Raw genomic sequence first — 16621 nt, forward strand, 5'->3', positions numbered from 1 at the left:
GTGAGGAGAGACGCAATGTGCCTGGGAATTCCCGGCCGGGTGGTCGACATGGTCGACCCCGCCCAGCACCTGGCGAAGGTGGACGTCAACGGCGTGCAACGCGCCATCAGCGTCCGGCTGCTCGCCGGCACCGGCCTGCAGGTCGGGGACTGGGTGCTGGTGCACGTCGGCTTTGCGATGGCCCGGATCGACGAGGACGAGGCGAAGCTGACCCTCGATCAGGTGCGGAAGATGGGCGCCGACTACGTCAACGAGATCGAAGCCTTCAACGCGTCCGAGATCGCGTGAGCACCGGATGAAAGGCGGAGCAGGATCATGAAATTCGTCGACGAGTTCCGCGACCCCGCCGCGGCGCGCGCCCTGGTGGCCTCGATCACCGACCTCGCCGCCGGGGAGGAGTTCAAGTTCATGGAGGTGTGCGGCGGCCACACCCACACTATCTACCGGCACGGCATCGAACATCTGCTGCCCGCGTCGGTGGAGCTGGTGCACGGCCCCGGCTGTCCGGTGTGCGTGATCCCCATGGGCCGCATCGACGACGCCATGTGGCTGGCCGAGCAACCGAACGTGGTGTTCACGACGTTCGGAGACATGATGCGGGTGCCCGGCTCGCGCGGGAACCTGCTCGAGGCCAAGGCCCGCGGCGCCGACGTCCGATTCGTGTATTCCCCGCTGGACGCCCTGAAGATCGCGGTGGACCACCCGGACCGGCATGTGGTGTTCTTCGCCGTCGGATTCGAGACCACCGCCCCGTCCACGGCGGTGACGCTCGTGCGGGCGAGACAGCTCGGCCTGAGCAACTTCACGGTGTTCTGCAACCACGTGACGATCGTGCCGCCGATCAAGGCGATCCTCGAGTCGCCGGATCTGCGGCTCTCGGGATTCCTCGGACCGGGGCACGTGTCGACCGTGGTGGGACTGCGTCCCTACCGCTTCGTCCCCGCCGTGTACGGAAAACCGATCGTGGTGGCCGGATTCGAGCCGCTCGACATCCTCGCCTCGGTGCACATGCTGCTGCGGCAGATCCGGGACGGCCGGTGCGAGGTGGAGAACCAGTACAGCCGGGTGGTGCGGCCCGAAGGAAACGTGCAGGCACTACGGCTGATGGCGCAGACGTTCGCGCTACGGCCGCACTTCGAGTGGCGCGGCCTCGGATTCATCTCGCAGAGCGCGCTCGGCATCCACCCCGACTACGCGGATTTCGACGCCGAGCAGCGGTTCTCGATGCCTGGCCTGCGCGTCGCCGACCCGAAGGCATGTCAGTGCGGCGAGGTGCTCAAGGGCGTCATCAAACCGTGGGAATGCAAGGTCTTCGGCACGGCGTGCACGCCGGAGACCCCCATCGGCACCTGCATGGTGTCACCGGAGGGGGCGTGTGCCGCCTACTACAACTTCGGCCGGCTGCACCGGGACACCGCGGCGCTGGTGGGGCAACGCGGAACGGCCTGATCCGTGGCGGTGGTGACTGAGGGGCAGTGGTGACGGAGGGGCAGTGGTGACGGAGGGGCAGTGGTGACGGAGGGGCAGTGGTGACGGAGGGGCAGTGGTGACGGAGGGGCAGTGGTGACGGAGGGGCAGCGGCTCTTCGCCCGTTACGCCCATGCGCCGAACGCACTGGGCTACTGCGGCCCGGCAGGGGCGGCGGCCCTCGAGGCCGCCGCGTGCGGGCACGGCGACGGCGCGGCGGTCGTGGCCGCCGCCCGGCGGTTCACCGGAGCATGGCCCTACCAGGAGCTGATCGCGGCCCTGGCCGGCCGGACCGACCCCCTCGACGCAGAGGTGGTGCGCGCCTACTGGACCGGCAACGCCCTGACGGACCGGATCGATCCGGTGGAGTTCGGGACCCGGCTGCTCGAGCGGCTGGGCACGCAGGCGGGGCACTACTGGACCCACCTGACACCCGAACTGCTTGCCGAGGCGGCCCCGACGCACGCGTTCCACGTGCTGGGGGTGTACCCGTGGTCGCGACTGCTGACCACCGGGATGCCCCAGCCGGTACAGGTTCTCGATTCCTGCCGGATCCGCTGGGGCACCGTCGTCGCCGTCGGACCCGACACGGCGACGGTGCGCAGCCGCCGGCTCGGGTTCGACGGTGCCCGCCTGCGTCTCGGCGCGGAACGCGCCGAGACGGTACGGCGCCGCACCGGTGCGGGTGTGTTCGTGCCGGGACTGCGGCTCGGCGAACATGTTGCGCTGCACTGGGATTTCCTGTGCGACCGGCTCGAGGAGGAGGAGGTGGGCCGGCTGGAGGCCGCGACGGTGCGGCAGCTCGACCGCACCAACGGCCGGCTCGCCGCGGGGTGACGGCGCTCAGCGCGGGTCGGTCTCCGGCAGGGTGAATCCCCACGGCAGTTCCAGCCGGTTCGCGGCGAGCAGGTCGGCGTCGGCGAGCAGGGCGGTGATCGGACCGTCCGCGACGAGTCGTCCGTCGCTCACGATCACGGCCCGGCTGCACACCTGCGCGGCGTACGGCAGGTCGTGGGTGACCAGCAGCAGGGTGGCGTCGATGCCGAGGAGGACCTCGGCCAGTTCCCGGCGGGCGACGGGATCGAGGTCGGTGGACGGCTCGTCCAGGACCAGAACGTCGGGCCGGCACGCCAGCACGGTGGCGAGGGCGACCCGTCGACGCTGACCCGCGGACAGATGCGCGGTGTTGCGGCCGGCGTGCTCGGTCATGCCGACCGCCTCGAGGGCCTCGCGGACCCGGGCGTCGAGTTCGGCTGCGGAAACGCCGAAGTTGGCGGGCCCGAACGCCACGTCCTGTGCGACGGTCGGCATGAACAACTGGTCGTCGGGATCCTGGAACACCAGTCCGACCCGTCGCCGGATCTCACGCAGGGTGTTCCGCGCGACCGGCAGCCCGCCGATCCGGACGGTCCCGGACGACGGCGCCAGTACGCCGTTCAGGTGCAGCATCAGGGTGGTCTTGCCGGCGCCGTTCGGGCCGAGGACCGCGACCCGCTCACCGGCGGTGACGGCGAGGTCGATGCCGTCGAGGGCGCAGTGCCCGTCGGGGTGGACGTGCCGTACCCCCGTCAGCAGCACGGCCGGCTCCGCGGTCATGCCGTCACCCAGGCGGCGGCGCAGACGGCACCGGCGACGGCGGCCGGCAGCAGGCCCGCAGCCCAGGCCATCGCGGTGGCGGGAGGACCGGAGGCCGGGACGGCACCGGTGAATCCGCGGGAGAGCATGGCCAGATGCACCCGCTCACCGCGCTCGTAGGCGCGGACGAACAGCCCCCCGATTCCCCGGGCCGTCGCTCCGATGCGGTGGAGGGTGCGTGGGTCGTCGCCGCGGGAGATCCGGGCACGGTGCATTCGGTTCGCCTCGGCGGCAAGCAGTTCGAGATAGCGCAGCATGAGCACCGCCACCGTCGTGAGCAGTGCCGGAACCCGGAGGCGGGCCAGGCCGGCGGGCAGGTCCTGGGCCGGGGTGGTGGCCGCGAGGACGAGGGAGACGAGCACCCCGAGGGTGCCCTTGACGAGGATGCCCCACGCCGCGTACAGGCCCGGAACCGACAGGGAGAACCCCAGGACGTCGACCCGGTCGCCGGCCTCGGCGAACGGGAGCAGGACGGCGAGCGCGACGAACGGAGCCTCGATCGACATGCGCGGCGCCAGCCAGGCGCAGCGGATCCCGGCGAGTGCGCAGATCGCCGCGACGACCGCGAAATGGAGGGCGAAGGCCCACATCGCCTCGCGCGGAGTGGCGACCACGACGAAGACGAATGCCGTTGCGGCGACGATCTTCACCTCGGTGGGCAGGCGGTGCACAGCAGTCGTCGCGCGTGCAGGCCCGCCCCGCAGCGCGGTGGTCACGGCCGCGCTCCCGGAGTCCTGTTCCCGGATGCGCCCCGTCGACGGACGAGGAGACGGAACAGCGCGGCGGCCACCGCCGAGGTCGCGGCGACGCCGAGAACCCCGGCCACGCCGGTGGATCCGGTGTGGCCGCCGACCGTGTAACCGGCCAGCGGACCCGCGTCCCACGGATGATCGGTGGCCTCACCCGCCAGGCACTCCCCGGTGACCGTGGCGCTACCGTCGACTTCGACCACGGCACACCCCCGCGCGGTCGCGGCCTCGAGGCCGTCGGGGCTCGAATCGGCAAGGTACGACAGCATCCCCGCGCACAGGAACGCCGCCACCGCGAACAGGATCAGGAGACGCCGGCGCGTCATGCCGGTGCCCGGGTCGGCGGCCGCAGCGGGCGGAGCAGATGGACGATGTCGGGCCGCGCCCGTGCCACCGCGACGACGGTGACGGCGGTGACGAGTCCCTCACCGGCGCCGATGAGAACGTGGGTGCCGAGCAGGAACGCAGCGACGGTGCCGGCGGACCCGGCGGTGCCGCCGACCGCGTACTCGACCAGGAACCCGGTCGCCGCGGCGACCGTCGCGACCAGCGCTGCGGCAAAAGAGATCACGCCGAGGGCCGGTCCGCACGGGTACCGGCGCAGCAGCGGACGCAGCGCCACGGCCGTGCCGTACCCGGCGAGCACGCCGAGCAGGGCCATGTTGGTGACGTTGGCGCCGAGGGCGGTGAGACCGCCGTCGGCGAAGAGCAGTGACTGCACGACCAGCACGACCGTCAGGCACAGGGCGGCGGTCGCGGGACCGACCAGGACGGCGGCGAGCGCGCCGCCGAGTACGTGCCCGCTCACCCCCGGCAGGACCGGAAAGTTGATCATCTGCAGGGCGAAGACGAAGGCCGCGACGAGGCCGGCCAGGGGAGCGATGCGCTCGTCGAGCCCGGACCGGGCCCTGCGGAGCGCCACCGCGAGGCCGAGCGCGGCGACGACGAAGAACGCCAGCGAGGTCCGCGCGTCGAGCAGACCGTCGCTCATGTGCATGGCTACGACGTCCATCGGAAGAACCTCCGAGACGTGAGGATGCGTCGACGCGATTCTAGCTGCCCACCTGAACAACTGAACAGTCTTTCGGCCGTCGGGCCGGTTCGTCCAGTTCCGCCGGGACCTTCGTGCGGCGCGGTCCGCAGTGGGGCGTCCTGCCGTCTCCCCGGCGAGATCGACTGTCGACAAACGCGGCGCCGCGTGCTCGGATGGAGTGAGGGGGTCCATTCGTCGGAATGCTCGAATCCCCGAGGAGAAGCGATGAACGACGGAACCGGAAGGCAAGAGGAGCCGCAGTCGGAGCGGGGTGCCCCCGGCTCGCGCGACATGGGCTCCACCGGCCCCGGAGGAGGGCCCGCGGACCGCCCCGCCGGCGCGTTCGAGGACGACGAGATGATCTCCGTCGACCCCGGCGACGCGGGGGTCGCACCGACCCGGGCACACCACGACGGTCGGGGATGCGGACGCGGCCGTCCCGCCCTACGAGGGGCGGACGGAGCGCGGGGATGTCCGTCCCGCGCCGGACGACAGGGGAGAGGCGAGCACCGGGGGTGCCGGACGGCCGGTGGCCGACGAGACCCGCAAGTCGGCGGAGCCCTCCGAGACCCCGGGTGGCGCCACGACGTCGCCGACCGAGGAGCGGCCCGCCGGGTGAGCCGACACGACCCGAGGTGACGACGAGGGGCCGGCCCCGCCCACCGGGCGAGGGTGCACCGCGCCGAGGACGCGCGCTGTTCGGGCGGACCAGGGAGCCCGGTGCGCCGGGGCGGCGTCAGACGAACGTGCGCGCCAGCACGATCGCCAGCGCGATCAGCAGTGCGACCTTGACGATCTCGAGCGCCACATAGGCGTAGTGCACCTTCGAGCGGGGTGCGTCCTCCCCCGCGAGGATGCGGTTCGAGCGGCGCGTCAGCGGCGGGCGGATCACCGCCACCTGGACCGCCAGCACGGCCACCGTCACGAGGAGCAGGATCCACCCGGTCGTGCCGGGCGACGAGACCAGGCACGCCGTGATCAGCACGAGGGCGAGGACCCCCTCCACCGTGTTGAGTGCCCGGAACACCAGGCGACCGATACCGAGTCCGAGGGGGATGGTGATTCCCGGCGCCCGGAACTTCAGGGGTGCTTCGAGGAAGGAGATGGCGAGCACCATCCCGAGCCAGAGCATCGGCACGAACAGTTCCACGTAGCGTGCGAGAGTTTCCATCACTTGTCCTCGACTGCTGTGATCGGCACCTGATCGCCGATCCTAGTGGCGCCTGCGGCGACGGGGACGCCGGCCGTCCTTCGTCACGGCGAGAAGGGTGAGGACGAGGGCCGTCGCTGCGAGAGCGCGACGAAGACGACCACGTGGGCCGCACCCGCGCTGCGGTCACTACAGTCCTGACCGTCCTCGGATTACTCGTTGCGCAGAGGGGGAGCGGGAATTCCGGCCACGGACGTGTGTGAACGATCGACCCGTGGCGGCCCGTTCTTGCTCGGCGGCCGAGACCGAGGAATGCTGCTGACAGCTCGCGTTCGACAACGTTCACCGAAAGGATCGGTCATGCCGCGCATCGGTACCGTCGCCCGGGACCTCTACCGACGGGAGATGGCCGCGTCGAAAACTGCCGGCGACCCGCAGCAACGGTGGCGCCACCTCGAACGGGCGCACATCCTGTCCCAGCCGGATCCGTGGTTGCACACCTGCAATCACGTCGCGATGCTCGCCCTGGCGCTGCGCTGCCGTGACCGCCGCGAGGCCCTCGGGCAGGTCGTGCGGATCGTCGTCGCTGCTCCCGGTTCGATGACCGGCCGGTATCCCGAAGGCAACACCGGACGGGTCGCCGCCGGCCTGACGACCCCGATGCCGGTTCCGGCCGATCTGGCCCGGGCGCTGTCGGCGTAGTCGCCCACCCCCGGGTTCGGAGGGGCGGACCCCGCTCACGACCGGCTCCTACAGGTGCACGGTCCCGCGGATGCACGTCGTGCTGTGTCCGCCGATCCACACCTCGTCGCCCGACGAGTGCACGGTCACGATGCCGCAGCGGCCGACGCGCGTCCCCTGGCTCGCTCGGTAGTCGGCCGGCGCGATGCCGGCGCCGATCAGCCACTGGGCCAGGCCGGCGTTGAGGCTTCCCGTCACCGGGTCCTCCTTGACGCCGACGGGCGCGGCGAAGGCGCGGACCTCGAACTGCTGCGGCGATCCCGGCGGGTAGGGGCCGACGACACCGAGCATCAGGTCGCGCATGTGCTGGTCGTCGGGTTCGAGGTCGAGCACGTCCTGCGCGGACTCGAGCAGGACCGCAGCCCAGCCGGGCCCGTTGTCGACCCAGTTGTGGGCCACGATCCGCTCGCGCGCGATCCCGAGGCCACGGGCGATGCGGGCCAGGTGGTCCTCGTCGAGGTCGCCGCGACGGACCAGCTCGGGGGCGCGGAACGCTGCCGACTCGTCGGTGTGGCGCAGTTCGACGAGTCCGGCTCCGCATTCCTGGACGAGAAGGCCCGGGGTTTTCGGCACGCCGCCGGCCTCGAGCCACGCGTGCGCCGAGCCGAGCGTGGGATGGCCGGCGAACGGGATCTCCGCGCCGGGGGTGAAGATGCGCAGCCGGTAGTCGGCCTCGGGGGTCGTCGGGGGAAGAACGAACGTGGTCTCGGACAGGTTCGTCCACGCCGCGAACTGCGCCATCGCCTCGTCGGGGATGCCGTCGCCGTCGAGGACGACCGCGACCGGGTTTCCCCGGTACGGCTCGGCGGCGAACACGTCGACCTGCGCGAAGTTCCGGGAACGTGGCTGCATCATCGGCTGTGTCTCCTTCGTCGGTTCCGTCCCGACGATTGTGGTCGCGGCGCCGGCGGGGCGCATCCGAATATGCCGGCGACCCTGCGATGGGCTCAGTGCGGACCATCCGTTCCGCGACGCTCGCCCGCATCGGTCCGAACCACCTCGAGGCCGGCATCGATCACGTGCCGATGCGGCGCTGAACGACTGCGGCGCTGAACGACTGCGGCGCTGAACGACGAAGGGCGCGCAGGGAAGTCCCTGCGCGCCCTTCACGGTTCGAGGATTCAGTGCTCGTACGTGCTCAGGTCGCGGTCCTTGCTCTCCTTCGCCAGGAGGATGAACACCGCGCTCAGGACTGCCAGCCCGATCATGAACGCCGCGACCAGGCCGGTGCCGCCGCCGGCGGCCGCCTGCAGCGACGCGAGGATCACCGGCGTGAAGCCCGCGCCGAGCAGTGTCGCGCCCTGGTAGCCGAGCGAGGCGCCGGTGTACCGGGCCGCGGTGCCGAACTGCTCGGCGATGTACGCCGCCATCGGACCGTAGGTCGCGGACTGGCAGACGCCGAAGCCGAGCACGAACCCGAGCGTCACCAGGGCGACGTTGCCGGACGACAGTAGCGCCAGGATCGGCACGATCAGCACGACGAACGCGCCGAGACCGAAGAGCATCACCGGTCGCCGGCCGACGCGGTCGGAGAGGCGGGCGAATCCGAGCAGGGTGAAGATCGCGACGAACTGGCAGACGGCGAACGCCAGGAGCGCCTGCGATCGGGTCACCCCGGAATGGGACGCGTACCCGATGGCGAACGTGGTGAACATGGTCTGGATGCCGAAGCTGGCCATGCACCCCAGGGCGACGAGCAGCAGGTTCCGCGGACGGCGCAGGATGCTCAGGATCGGCGGGGTCCGCCTGTCGACCGCGGTGGCGTCCACCTCGGCCTGCTTGGCCATCGCCTCCCGGAACAGCGGGCTCTCGGACACCCGGGCCCGGACGAACAGGCCGACGGCCAGCATCACCGCGGACAGCAGGAACGGGATGCGCCAGCCCCACGACAGGAAGTCGTCCTCGGGCAGCAGCGCCACCAGCGCCAGGGCGAGGGTGCCGAGCAGGGAACCGGTGGGTGCGCCGGCGTTGGTGAACGAGGCGGCGAAGCCGCGCCCCCGCCCGCCGACGTGTTCGAGGGACATGAGCGCCGCGCCGCCCCACTCACCGCCCACGGCGATGCCCTGGCACACGCGCAGCAGCACGAGAATGATTGCGGCCCAGGATCCGATCGCCGACGCCGGCGGGACGAGGCCGATGAGGAACGACGCGACGCCCATGACCGTCATGGAGATCAGCAGCATCGACTTGCGGCCGTACCTGTCGCCGAAGTGCCCGAAGACGACGCCGCCGAAAGGACGGGCCAGGTAGCCCGCGGCGAACGTGCCCATCGACGCGATGGTCCCGGCGAGCGGGGACAGGTCCGAGAAGAACACGGGTGCGAAGACGATCGCTGCCGCGGTCGCGTAGAGCAGAAAGTCGTAGAACTCGATGGTGCTGCCCAGATAGCTCGACAGCACGACGCGTCGAACTTCCTTCTTTCTCTGGGCCGCAGTGATGTCCGCGGATGCGGTGACGGTCATGGGAGCTCCTGCCGTGGCGGTCGGGTCAGTGGGCGTACTGCTCGCGCAACTTGTCCTTGCGGATCTTTCCGGTGGCGTTGCGGGGGATCTCGTCGAGAACGAGAAGGGATTTGGGGATCTTGTACCTGGCGAGGCGCTCGCCGAGGAAGGCGAACAGCTCGTCCTCGGTGAGGGTGGCGCCGTCGGCGAGGGTGACGGCGGCCCGGCCCACCTCACCCCACTTCTCGTCGGGCACACCGAAGACGGCGCAGCCGAGGACGCCGGGCAGGTCGAGGATGGCGGCCTCCACCTCGGCGGGGTAGATGTTCTCGCCACCCGAGATGATCATGTCCTTGAGCCGGTCGACGATCGTGACGAAGCCGTCCTCGTCGGGAACCCCCACGTCGCCGGAGCGGAACCAGCCGTCGCCGGTGAAGGCTTCGGCGGTGGCGTCGGGGCGATTCCAGTACCGCCGCATCACGTTCGGGCCGGAGATCTGGATCTCGCCGCGGTCGCCGGGGGCGACCTCGGTGCCGTCCGGGTCGACGACGCGCACGTCGGTGAAGAAGTGCGGGGCGCCCGCGGTGCCGAGCTTGCGCTCGGCGTCTTTGGGCGTGAGGATCAGCGCGCCCGGGCCGGTCTCGGTCAATCCGTATCCCTGGCAGAGGCGGACGCCACGGGCGGTGTAGGTCTGCAGGGTCCGTGGCGGTACCGGTGCGGCCGCGACGATCCAGCGACGGATCGAGCTCAGGTCGGTGCGGTTCCAGTTCGGGTGGGTGCTCATCGCGTCGAGCATCGTGGGCACCCCGAACGAGTACGTGACCCTCTTGGTTTCGATCAGGTGCAGGATGCGGCCGGGCTCGAAGCCCTCCTCGACGATCACGGTGCCGCCCTTGAGCAGGGTCGGCAGGGCGACGAAGTTCAAGGCGGCGGTATGGAAGAGCGGTGCGGCGACCAGGGCCACCTCGTCGGAGAGGAAGTCGAGATCGACGATCGGATTCATCACCGCGAACACCACGTTGCCGTGGGTGAGGACGACGCCCTTGGGCCGGCCGGTGGTGCCGGAGGTGTACATGATGAAGCACGGGTCGTCGTGCGTGACCGGGACGTCGAGACGGTCGGCGGGGGCGGTCGCGATGATCTCCTCGTAGCCGACGGCCCGGTCGTCGGGTGCCCCGTCGAGGACCACGCGCCGGGCGGTGCCGGCCGCGGTGGCGGCCGCGTCGGCGACGTCCGCGAGGGCGGCGGAATGGATCAGCACGGCGCTGCCGGAGTCCGCCAGGCAGTACTCCACCTCGGGGGTGGTCAGCCGGGCGTTGAGCGGCACGAACACGGCCCCGAGCAGGCCGGCGGCGAACAGCACCTCGAGGTAGGCGGGGTGGTTCGCGGACAGCAGCGCGACCCGGTCTCCGGGGCCGATACCCCGGGCGCGCAGGGCGTGGGCGAGCCGGGTGACCCGCTCGTCGAGTTCGCGGTAGGTGACGGTGGTGCCGCGGAAGTCGAGCGCGACCGCGTCGGGGGCCTGCCGGGCGCGTCGGTGCGGCCAGGTTCCGGTACCTTGATTGAGCACGGGATCTCCTCGATGCCTTGGGATGCGGGATGGTCTGTGGCCGAAGCGACTACGTCCGGGTGAGCCGGCGACCGACGATCTCCTTCATGATTTCCGTGGTGCCGCCGTAGAGGGTCCCGGCCCGGGAGTCCAGATAGTCGCGGGCGACGTCGTACTCCTTCATGAACCCGTAGCCGCCGTGCAGCTGCACGGCCCGGTGCACCACCTTCAGATGCAGTTCGGTGACCCACCACTTGGCCATCGCCGCCGTCACCTCGTCGAGCCGGCCGTGGGCGGCGTCGAGGATGCAACGGTCCACGAACACCTGCGCGATCTCGATTTCGGTGGCCAGTTCGGCGAGGTAGAAGCGGTTGGCCTGGAAGTCGACGATGCGCTGCCCGAACGCTGTGCGGTCGGTGGCGTAGCGCAGCGCCGTCTCGAACGTGCGGGTCATCAGGGCCATGGAGGTCACCGCGATGCTGAGCCGCTCCTGCGGCAGGTTGTGCCGCAGATAGCCGAAGCCCCGGTTCTCCTCGCCGAGCAGGTTGGCGCGGGGCACGCGGACGTCGTCGAACACCAGCTCGGCGGTGTCCTGCGCGGACAGGCCCACCTTGTCGAGCGGGCCGTTCTTCGTGAACCCGGGCATGCCGTCCTCGACGACGAGCAGGCTTACCCCGTTCTTCCCGGCGGCGGGATCGGTCTTCGCGACGACGATGATCGTGTCGGCGAGCAGGCCGTTGGAGATGAAGATCTTGCTGCCGTTCAGCACGAAGTGGTCGCCGTCGGGAATCGCGGTGGTGGCGACGGCGGCGAGGTCGCTGCCGGCGCCGGGTTCGGTCATCGCGATCGCGCCGATCGCCTCACCGGCGACCATGGGGGCGAGCCAGCGATGGTTCTGCTTCTCGGTGCCGAGGGCCGTGAAGTACGGGGCGACCAGGTCGTTGAATCCCGACAAGCCCATGGTGACGGCCTGGGCGCCGACGCGGGCGAGTTCCTCGATGAGCACGGCGCCGAACCGGAAATCGTCGATGCCCCCGCCCCCGAACCGTTCCGGCACGGCGACACCGAGCAGGCCGAGCTTGCCGGCCTGCCGGTACAGCTCGCGATCGACGCGGCCCGCCGCGGCCCACGGCTCGAGGTGGGGTGCGACCTCGCGCTCGGCGAAGCGTCGCGCGGTTTCGCGGAACGCGGCGTGGTCGGGTTCGTAGATGGTGCGTTCGAGCGACACGGCACTCATGGAGACGGCGGTCCTCCTTCTGCGACCTCGTGGTTTGTCGCGCAGATCACAGTAGACCAATAATGATTGAAATAGTCAACGGTTGAATTCCATCCGCTTTCCGGGTGGGCGGTGCCCTCAGCTGGGGATATGTGTCTCGGCTAAAAACTTGCAAGCAGTCTGGACTGTTTGTTGTTTTGCTGTTACCGTCCGTTCTTGTGACTCGAACCACATCCACGGGCACGGGGCGCACGCAGGCCGAGCGCACCGCCGTGACCCGGGCGAAACTCCTCGACGCGGCCGTCGACTCGCTCGTCGAACTCGGCTACGCGCGCACCACCACCCAGGTCATCGCCAAACGGGCCGGGGTATCCCGGGGTGCGCAGCTGCATCACTTCCCGACCAAGGAATCGCTCGTCGTCGCCGCGGTCGAGCACCTCGTCGACAAGCGCCTCACGGAGATCCTCGAGGCCAGCCCGGACCCCGAGCGTGGCCTCGACGTCCTCACCGACGCGTTCCGCGGACCGTTGTTCCACGCCGCGCTCGAGCTGTGGGTGGCCGCCCGGACCGATCCCACCCTGCACGAGGCGGTGATCCCCCTCGAGCGCAAGGTCTCCGACGCGCTGCGGGTCGGCTGCCTCGAGATCATGGGGGACCGGATGGGCCCCGACGGAATCGACCTGAGCATCGAGCTGGCCCGCGGCCTCGCCGTCGCCGCCCTGATGCGTACTCCCGAATCGGATCGTGAGATCCGGGAGCGGCTGCTCCCGGTCTGGAAGGAACTGGTGATGAAGTGAGCATCGTGACCCTCCCGCCGCACGTCCACACGCTCGTCGTGGGGGCCGGCTTCGGGGGCATCGGCATGGCGGCCACGCTGCTGCGTGAGCACCCGCGCGCCGACGTCCTCGTGATCGAGCGGGGCGACGACGTCGGCGGCACCTGGCGGGTGAACACCTACCCGGGCGCGGCCTGCGACGTGCCGAGCGCGCTGTACTCGTTCTCCTTCGCGCCCGAACCGGACTGGTCGAAGGCCCACGGCACCCAGGAGGAGATCTACGCCTACCTGCGTCGGGTCGCGACGGAACAGGGCGTCACCGACCGGACGATGTTCGGGTGCGAACTGCGCGACGCGCAGTGGGACGGCGAGAACACCCGCTGGATCGTGTCGACGTCGCGGGGCGACCTCACCGCCGACGTGCTGGTCTCGGCGACCGGTGCGCTGTCCACCCCGACCCTCCCGAAGGTGCCGGGCCTGGAGATGTTCCGCGGCAAGATGTTCCACTCGGCAGAGTGGGACCACGGCTACGACCTGCGCGGCAAGCGCGTCGCCGTGATCGGTACCGGCGCCTCCGCGATCCAGTTCGTCCCCGCCATCGTCGACACCGTCGGGCACCTGACGCTGTTCCAGCGCACCGCCTCGTGGGTCATGCCCAAGCACGATCACACCATTGCGCGTCCGGTGCGCGCCCTCTACCGGCGTTTCCCGCTCGCGCAGAAGATCGTTCGTGGGGCCGTCTACGGGCAGAAGGAAACGTACGTCGTCGGGATGACACGGCCGTTCGCGCGCCGGTGGCTCGTGCCGTTGTTCGAGCGCCGAGCGCTGTCGGTCCTCGACAAGCAGGTCCCGGATCCGGATCTGCGGACGAAGCTCACCCCGGGGTTCCGGATCATGTGCAAGCGGATCCTGCTGTCCAACGACTGGTTCCCGGCGATCACCCGGCCCGACGTCACCGTGGTTGCCTCCGGGCTGACCGCGGTCACCGAGAAGGGTGTCGTCGACGAGACCGGCAACGAGTACGAGGTCGACGCCGTCATCTTCGGCACCGGCTTCACCGTCACCGAACCGCCTGTGGCCCGGCACATCCGGGGACGCGACGGCTGCACCCTGGCCGAGGCCTGGAACGGCAGCCCCAGCGCCTACCTGGGCGTCTCGGTCCACGGCTTCCCCAACCTTTTCCTGATGTACGGGCCGAACACCAACCTCGGCCACAGCTCGATCGTGTACATGCTCGAATCGCAGGCCGCCTACATCGCGGACGCCCTGCGCACCATGCGGTCCCGGGCACTGGCCACCGTCGAGGTGACCGCCGGCGCGCAGCGCGACTACAACGCCGAACTCGACCCCGCCCTCGCCGGCACGGTGTGGAACGCGGGCGGCTGCCACAGCTGGTACCTCGACCGCAAGGGGCGCAACTCGGTGATGTGGCCGACGTTCACCTGGCGGTACCGCGCCCGGACCAAGCGCTTCGATCCCGAGAACTACGTGACCCGTCCCGCTGCCGAAAGGATTGCGGCATGACCCATTACGACGTTCTGGTCGTCGGGTCCGGCTTCGGCGGCAGCGTCGCCGCGCTGCGCGCGACCGAGAAGGGCTACCGCGTCGGCGTTCTCGAGGCCGGCCGCCGCTTCGCCGACGACGAACTGCCGAAGACCAGCTGGCGACTGCGCAAGTACCTGTGGGCCCCGGCCCTGGGCTGTTACGGCGTGCAGCGCATCCACCTGCTGCCCGACGTCCTGGTCATGGCGGGCGCCGGCGTCGGCGGGGGATCGCTCAACTATGCCAACACCCTCTACCGGCCGCCGGCCCGGTTCTTCCGGGACCCGCAGTGGGGGCACATCACCGACTGGCAGGCCGAGCTCGGACCGTACTACGAGCAGGCGGCGCGGATGCTCGGCGTGCGCCCGAATCCGCTGACGACCCCCGCCGACGAGGTGATGCGCTCGGTGGCCGAGGAGATGGGGGTCGGCGAGACGTTCACCACCACGCCGGTCGGGGTGTTCTTCGGCGAGCCGGGGAAGACGGTGTCGGACCCGTTCTTCGGGGGCGCCGGGCCCGAGCGCACCGGCTGCACCGAGTGCGGCGGCTGCATGACGGGTTGCCGGGTGGGCGCGAAGAACACCCTCGTCAAGAACTATCTGTACCTTGCCGAGCAGGCCGGGGCGACGATCCATCCGCTCACCACCGTCACCGAGATCCGTCCGCGCGCCGAGGGGGGATACGAGGTCCGTGCCCGCAGCACGAACCGGATCCGCAAGCGCCACACAGTGTTCACCGCCGACCAGGTGGTGTTTGCCGCCGGCACCTACGGCACGTCGCGGCTGCTGCTCGCGATGCGCGAGACCGGTGCCCTGCCGAGGTTGTCGCCGCGACTGGGCACGGTGGTGCGCACCAACTCCGAAGCGGTGCTCGCCGCGACGGCGCAGGACCGCACCGTGGACTACTCCCGCGGCATCGCGATCACCGCCTCCTTCCACCCGGACGACCACACCCACATCGAACCGGTGCGGTACGGCAAGGGCAGCAACGCCATCGGGCTTTTGCAGGCCCTCCTGGTCGACGGTGGGGGCCGGGCACCGCGGCTGGTGAAGTTCCTCGCGGTGGCGGCCCGCAACCCCGCCGCGTTCCTGCGCACCCTGTCGGTGCGGCGCTGGTCCGAGCGGACCGTGATCGCGCTGGTCATGCAGACCGACGACAACTCCCTCGAACTGGCGAGCACGCGCGGGCCGTTCGGACGCCGGCTCACGAGCCGTCGCGGGCCCGGCACGCCACCGCCGGAGTGGATTCCGGTGGGTCACGAGGCCATCCGGCGGGTCGCCGGCAAGATCGACGGCGACGCGGGCGGATCGGTTGCGGACCTGGTCAACATTCCCATGACCGCGCACTTCCTCGGCGGCTGCGTGATCGGGGACTCGCCCGAGTCCGGTGTCGTCGATCCCTACCTGCGCGCCTACGGCCACGAGGGCCTGCATGTCGTGGACGGATCCGTGGTCAGCGCCAACCTGGGCGTGAACCCGTCGCTCACCATCACGGCGCAGGCCGAGCGGGCGATGGCGTTGTGGCCCAACAAGGGTGACGCCGATCCACGCCCGACGCTCGGATCCGGTTACGTGCCGGTCACTCCGGTGCGGCCGGTGCGGCCCAGCGTGCCGGAGTCGGCTCCCGCGGCGCTGCGCCTGCCGATCCATCCCGTCCGACGAGAGGAGGCCGCCCGTGTTGTGGAGCGTGCCTGAGAGCACCGACGAACGTACCGACTGGCCGACGTCCGCGCCGCCGCCGTGGTCGGCGCAGGCGCGCGCGGCCCTGTGGTGGCACCGCAGCGCGCCCGGGGCGGCCCAGTTCGGCCCCGGCGGCCGGACCCTGCCGTTCACCCTCGCGATGGTGGTGGACTACCTCGAATCGCCCGTCGGCCCCTATCGCGAGGTGCTCGCAAGTCCCGTCCTGCGCCCGGGGCTGATCCCGGCGATGGCCGTGCCGTTCATCGCCGTGGACTCCGAGGCGTCCGTGCACGGCGGGCGCGAGCACTGGCATCTGCCCAAGGTGCTCGCCTCGTTCACCGGCGACGTCATCGGCCGGTTCTCCGCCACGGGCGACACATGGAAGGTGGACACCGACGCGACCCCGCGCGGTCCGGAACTGCCGATCGTCGGGGGACTGGCGTTCGCACAGCCCGAACCGGACGGCAGCCAGGCCCGCGCCACGGCACGGCTGAGGGGACGGTTCCGCTATGCCCGGGTCCGCGTCGAGGCGCAGGGCCCGACACTGGGACGGTGGCTGCTGCCGGGGGCCCACCACGGCATCGTCATCACGTCGGGCCGGATGAGCATCGGCCCGGCCCGGACGGTGCGCTAGGGAACCTGCG

17 protein-coding genes are annotated in these 16621 nt (G+C 70.7%); 8 read left to right on the forward strand and 9 right to left on the reverse strand.

Going from position 1 to position 16621, the window contains the following annotated elements; genetic code table 11:
• Positions 1 to 15 precede the first annotated feature (15 nt).
• From hypC to HFP48_RS03085, 3 genes are all read left to right on the forward strand, one after another.
• On the forward strand, positions 16 to 288 hold the full coding sequence (hypC, locus tag HFP48_RS03075) for a HypC/HybG/HupF family hydrogenase formation chaperone (protein WP_006941963.1): 273 nt from the start codon (positions 16 to 18) through the stop codon (positions 286 to 288).
• 27 nt (positions 289 to 315) lie between these two features.
• The gene (hypD, locus tag HFP48_RS03080; protein WP_006941958.1) at positions 316 to 1449 is read left to right on the forward strand and encodes a hydrogenase formation protein HypD; all 1134 of its coding nucleotides are present in this window, start codon (positions 316 to 318) and stop codon (positions 1447 to 1449) included.
• 114 nt (positions 1450 to 1563) lie between these two features.
• Positions 1564 to 2304 (forward strand): DUF6390 family protein, encoded by a 741-nt coding sequence (locus HFP48_RS03085; RefSeq protein WP_050036257.1) that lies wholly within the window; start codon positions 1564 to 1566, stop codon positions 2302 to 2304.
• A gap of 6 nt (positions 2305 to 2310) precedes the next feature.
• On the opposite strand, the gene HFP48_RS03090 is transcribed toward HFP48_RS03085, so the two are convergent.
• From HFP48_RS03090 to HFP48_RS03115, 5 genes are all read right to left on the reverse strand, one after another.
• Entirely contained in the window at positions 2311 to 3063 is a 753-nt protein-coding gene (locus HFP48_RS03090) for an ABC transporter ATP-binding protein (RefSeq protein WP_144414996.1), read from the reverse strand.
• Positions 3060 to 3818, reverse strand: a complete 759-nt coding sequence (cbiQ, locus tag HFP48_RS03095) for a cobalt ECF transporter T component CbiQ (protein ID WP_050034500.1) — start codon at positions 3816 to 3818, stop codon at positions 3060 to 3062. The genes HFP48_RS03090 and cbiQ overlap by 4 nt, the downstream gene beginning before the upstream one ends.
• A complete protein-coding gene (locus tag HFP48_RS03100) occupies positions 3815 to 4177 on the reverse strand; it encodes a PDGLE domain-containing protein (protein WP_006945654.1) in 363 nt (120 codons plus the stop codon). The genes cbiQ and HFP48_RS03100 overlap by 4 nt, the downstream gene beginning before the upstream one ends.
• The gene (locus HFP48_RS03105) at positions 4174 to 4863 is read right to left on the reverse strand and encodes an energy-coupling factor ABC transporter permease (protein ID WP_006945652.1); all 690 of its coding nucleotides are present in this window, start codon (positions 4861 to 4863) and stop codon (positions 4174 to 4176) included. Before HFP48_RS03105 ends, HFP48_RS03100 begins: the two co-directional genes overlap by 4 nt.
• Before the next feature lie 757 nt (positions 4864 to 5620).
• On the reverse strand, positions 5621 to 6055 hold the full coding sequence (locus HFP48_RS03115; RefSeq protein WP_006945649.1) for a hypothetical protein: 435 nt from the start codon (positions 6053 to 6055) through the stop codon (positions 5621 to 5623).
• A gap of 339 nt (positions 6056 to 6394) precedes the next feature.
• Between HFP48_RS03115 and HFP48_RS03120 the strand changes: the two genes are divergently transcribed.
• Positions 6395 to 6736 (forward strand): DUF3703 domain-containing protein, encoded by a 342-nt coding sequence (locus HFP48_RS03120; protein WP_006945647.1) that lies wholly within the window; start codon positions 6395 to 6397, stop codon positions 6734 to 6736.
• Positions 6737 to 6784: 48 nt separating this feature from the next.
• Here the strand turns inward: HFP48_RS03120 and HFP48_RS03125 are convergent, their stop codons facing one another.
• From HFP48_RS03125 to HFP48_RS03140, 4 genes are all read right to left on the reverse strand, one after another.
• Entirely contained in the window at positions 6785 to 7630 is an 846-nt protein-coding gene (locus tag HFP48_RS03125; RefSeq protein ID WP_102800628.1) for a PhzF family phenazine biosynthesis protein, read from the reverse strand.
• A 266-nt stretch (positions 7631 to 7896) separates the two neighbouring features.
• The gene (locus HFP48_RS03130; protein WP_050034503.1) at positions 7897 to 9237 is read right to left on the reverse strand and encodes an MFS transporter; all 1341 of its coding nucleotides are present in this window, start codon (positions 9235 to 9237) and stop codon (positions 7897 to 7899) included.
• A gap of 25 nt (positions 9238 to 9262) precedes the next feature.
• Positions 9263 to 10786, reverse strand: a complete 1524-nt coding sequence (locus tag HFP48_RS03135; RefSeq protein WP_006945643.1) for a long-chain fatty acid--CoA ligase — start codon at positions 10784 to 10786, stop codon at positions 9263 to 9265.
• A gap of 49 nt (positions 10787 to 10835) precedes the next feature.
• On the reverse strand, positions 10836 to 12002 hold the full coding sequence (locus tag HFP48_RS03140; protein ID WP_168579003.1) for an acyl-CoA dehydrogenase family protein: 1167 nt from the start codon (positions 12000 to 12002) through the stop codon (positions 10836 to 10838).
• Positions 12003 to 12199: 197 nt separating this feature from the next.
• Between HFP48_RS03140 and HFP48_RS03145 the strand changes: the two genes are divergently transcribed.
• Genes HFP48_RS03145 through HFP48_RS03160 form a run of 4 tightly spaced genes read left to right on the forward strand, consistent with a single transcriptional unit; the run spans position 12200 to position 16611 of the window.
• Complete coding sequence (locus HFP48_RS03145; RefSeq protein WP_006945640.1) at positions 12200 to 12778, forward strand: TetR/AcrR family transcriptional regulator; 579 nt, start codon at positions 12200 to 12202, stop codon at positions 12776 to 12778.
• Positions 12775 to 14280, forward strand: a complete 1506-nt coding sequence (locus tag HFP48_RS03150) for an NAD(P)/FAD-dependent oxidoreductase (RefSeq protein ID WP_168579004.1) — start codon at positions 12775 to 12777, stop codon at positions 14278 to 14280. The genes HFP48_RS03145 and HFP48_RS03150 overlap by 4 nt, the downstream gene beginning before the upstream one ends.
• On the forward strand, positions 14277 to 15992 hold the full coding sequence (locus tag HFP48_RS03155; RefSeq protein WP_168579005.1) for a GMC family oxidoreductase: 1716 nt from the start codon (positions 14277 to 14279) through the stop codon (positions 15990 to 15992). The genes HFP48_RS03150 and HFP48_RS03155 overlap by 4 nt, the downstream gene beginning before the upstream one ends.
• Complete coding sequence (locus tag HFP48_RS03160; RefSeq protein ID WP_029547198.1) at positions 15985 to 16611, forward strand: acetoacetate decarboxylase family protein; 627 nt, start codon at positions 15985 to 15987, stop codon at positions 16609 to 16611. The genes HFP48_RS03155 and HFP48_RS03160 overlap by 8 nt, the downstream gene beginning before the upstream one ends.
• The last annotated feature ends 10 nt before the right edge of the window (positions 16612 to 16621 follow it).

The sequence above is a fragment of the Rhodococcus sp. DMU1 genome (genome assembly GCF_012272955.1).
GTDB lineage: Bacteria > Actinomycetota > Actinomycetes > Mycobacteriales > Mycobacteriaceae > Rhodococcus > Rhodococcus aetherivorans.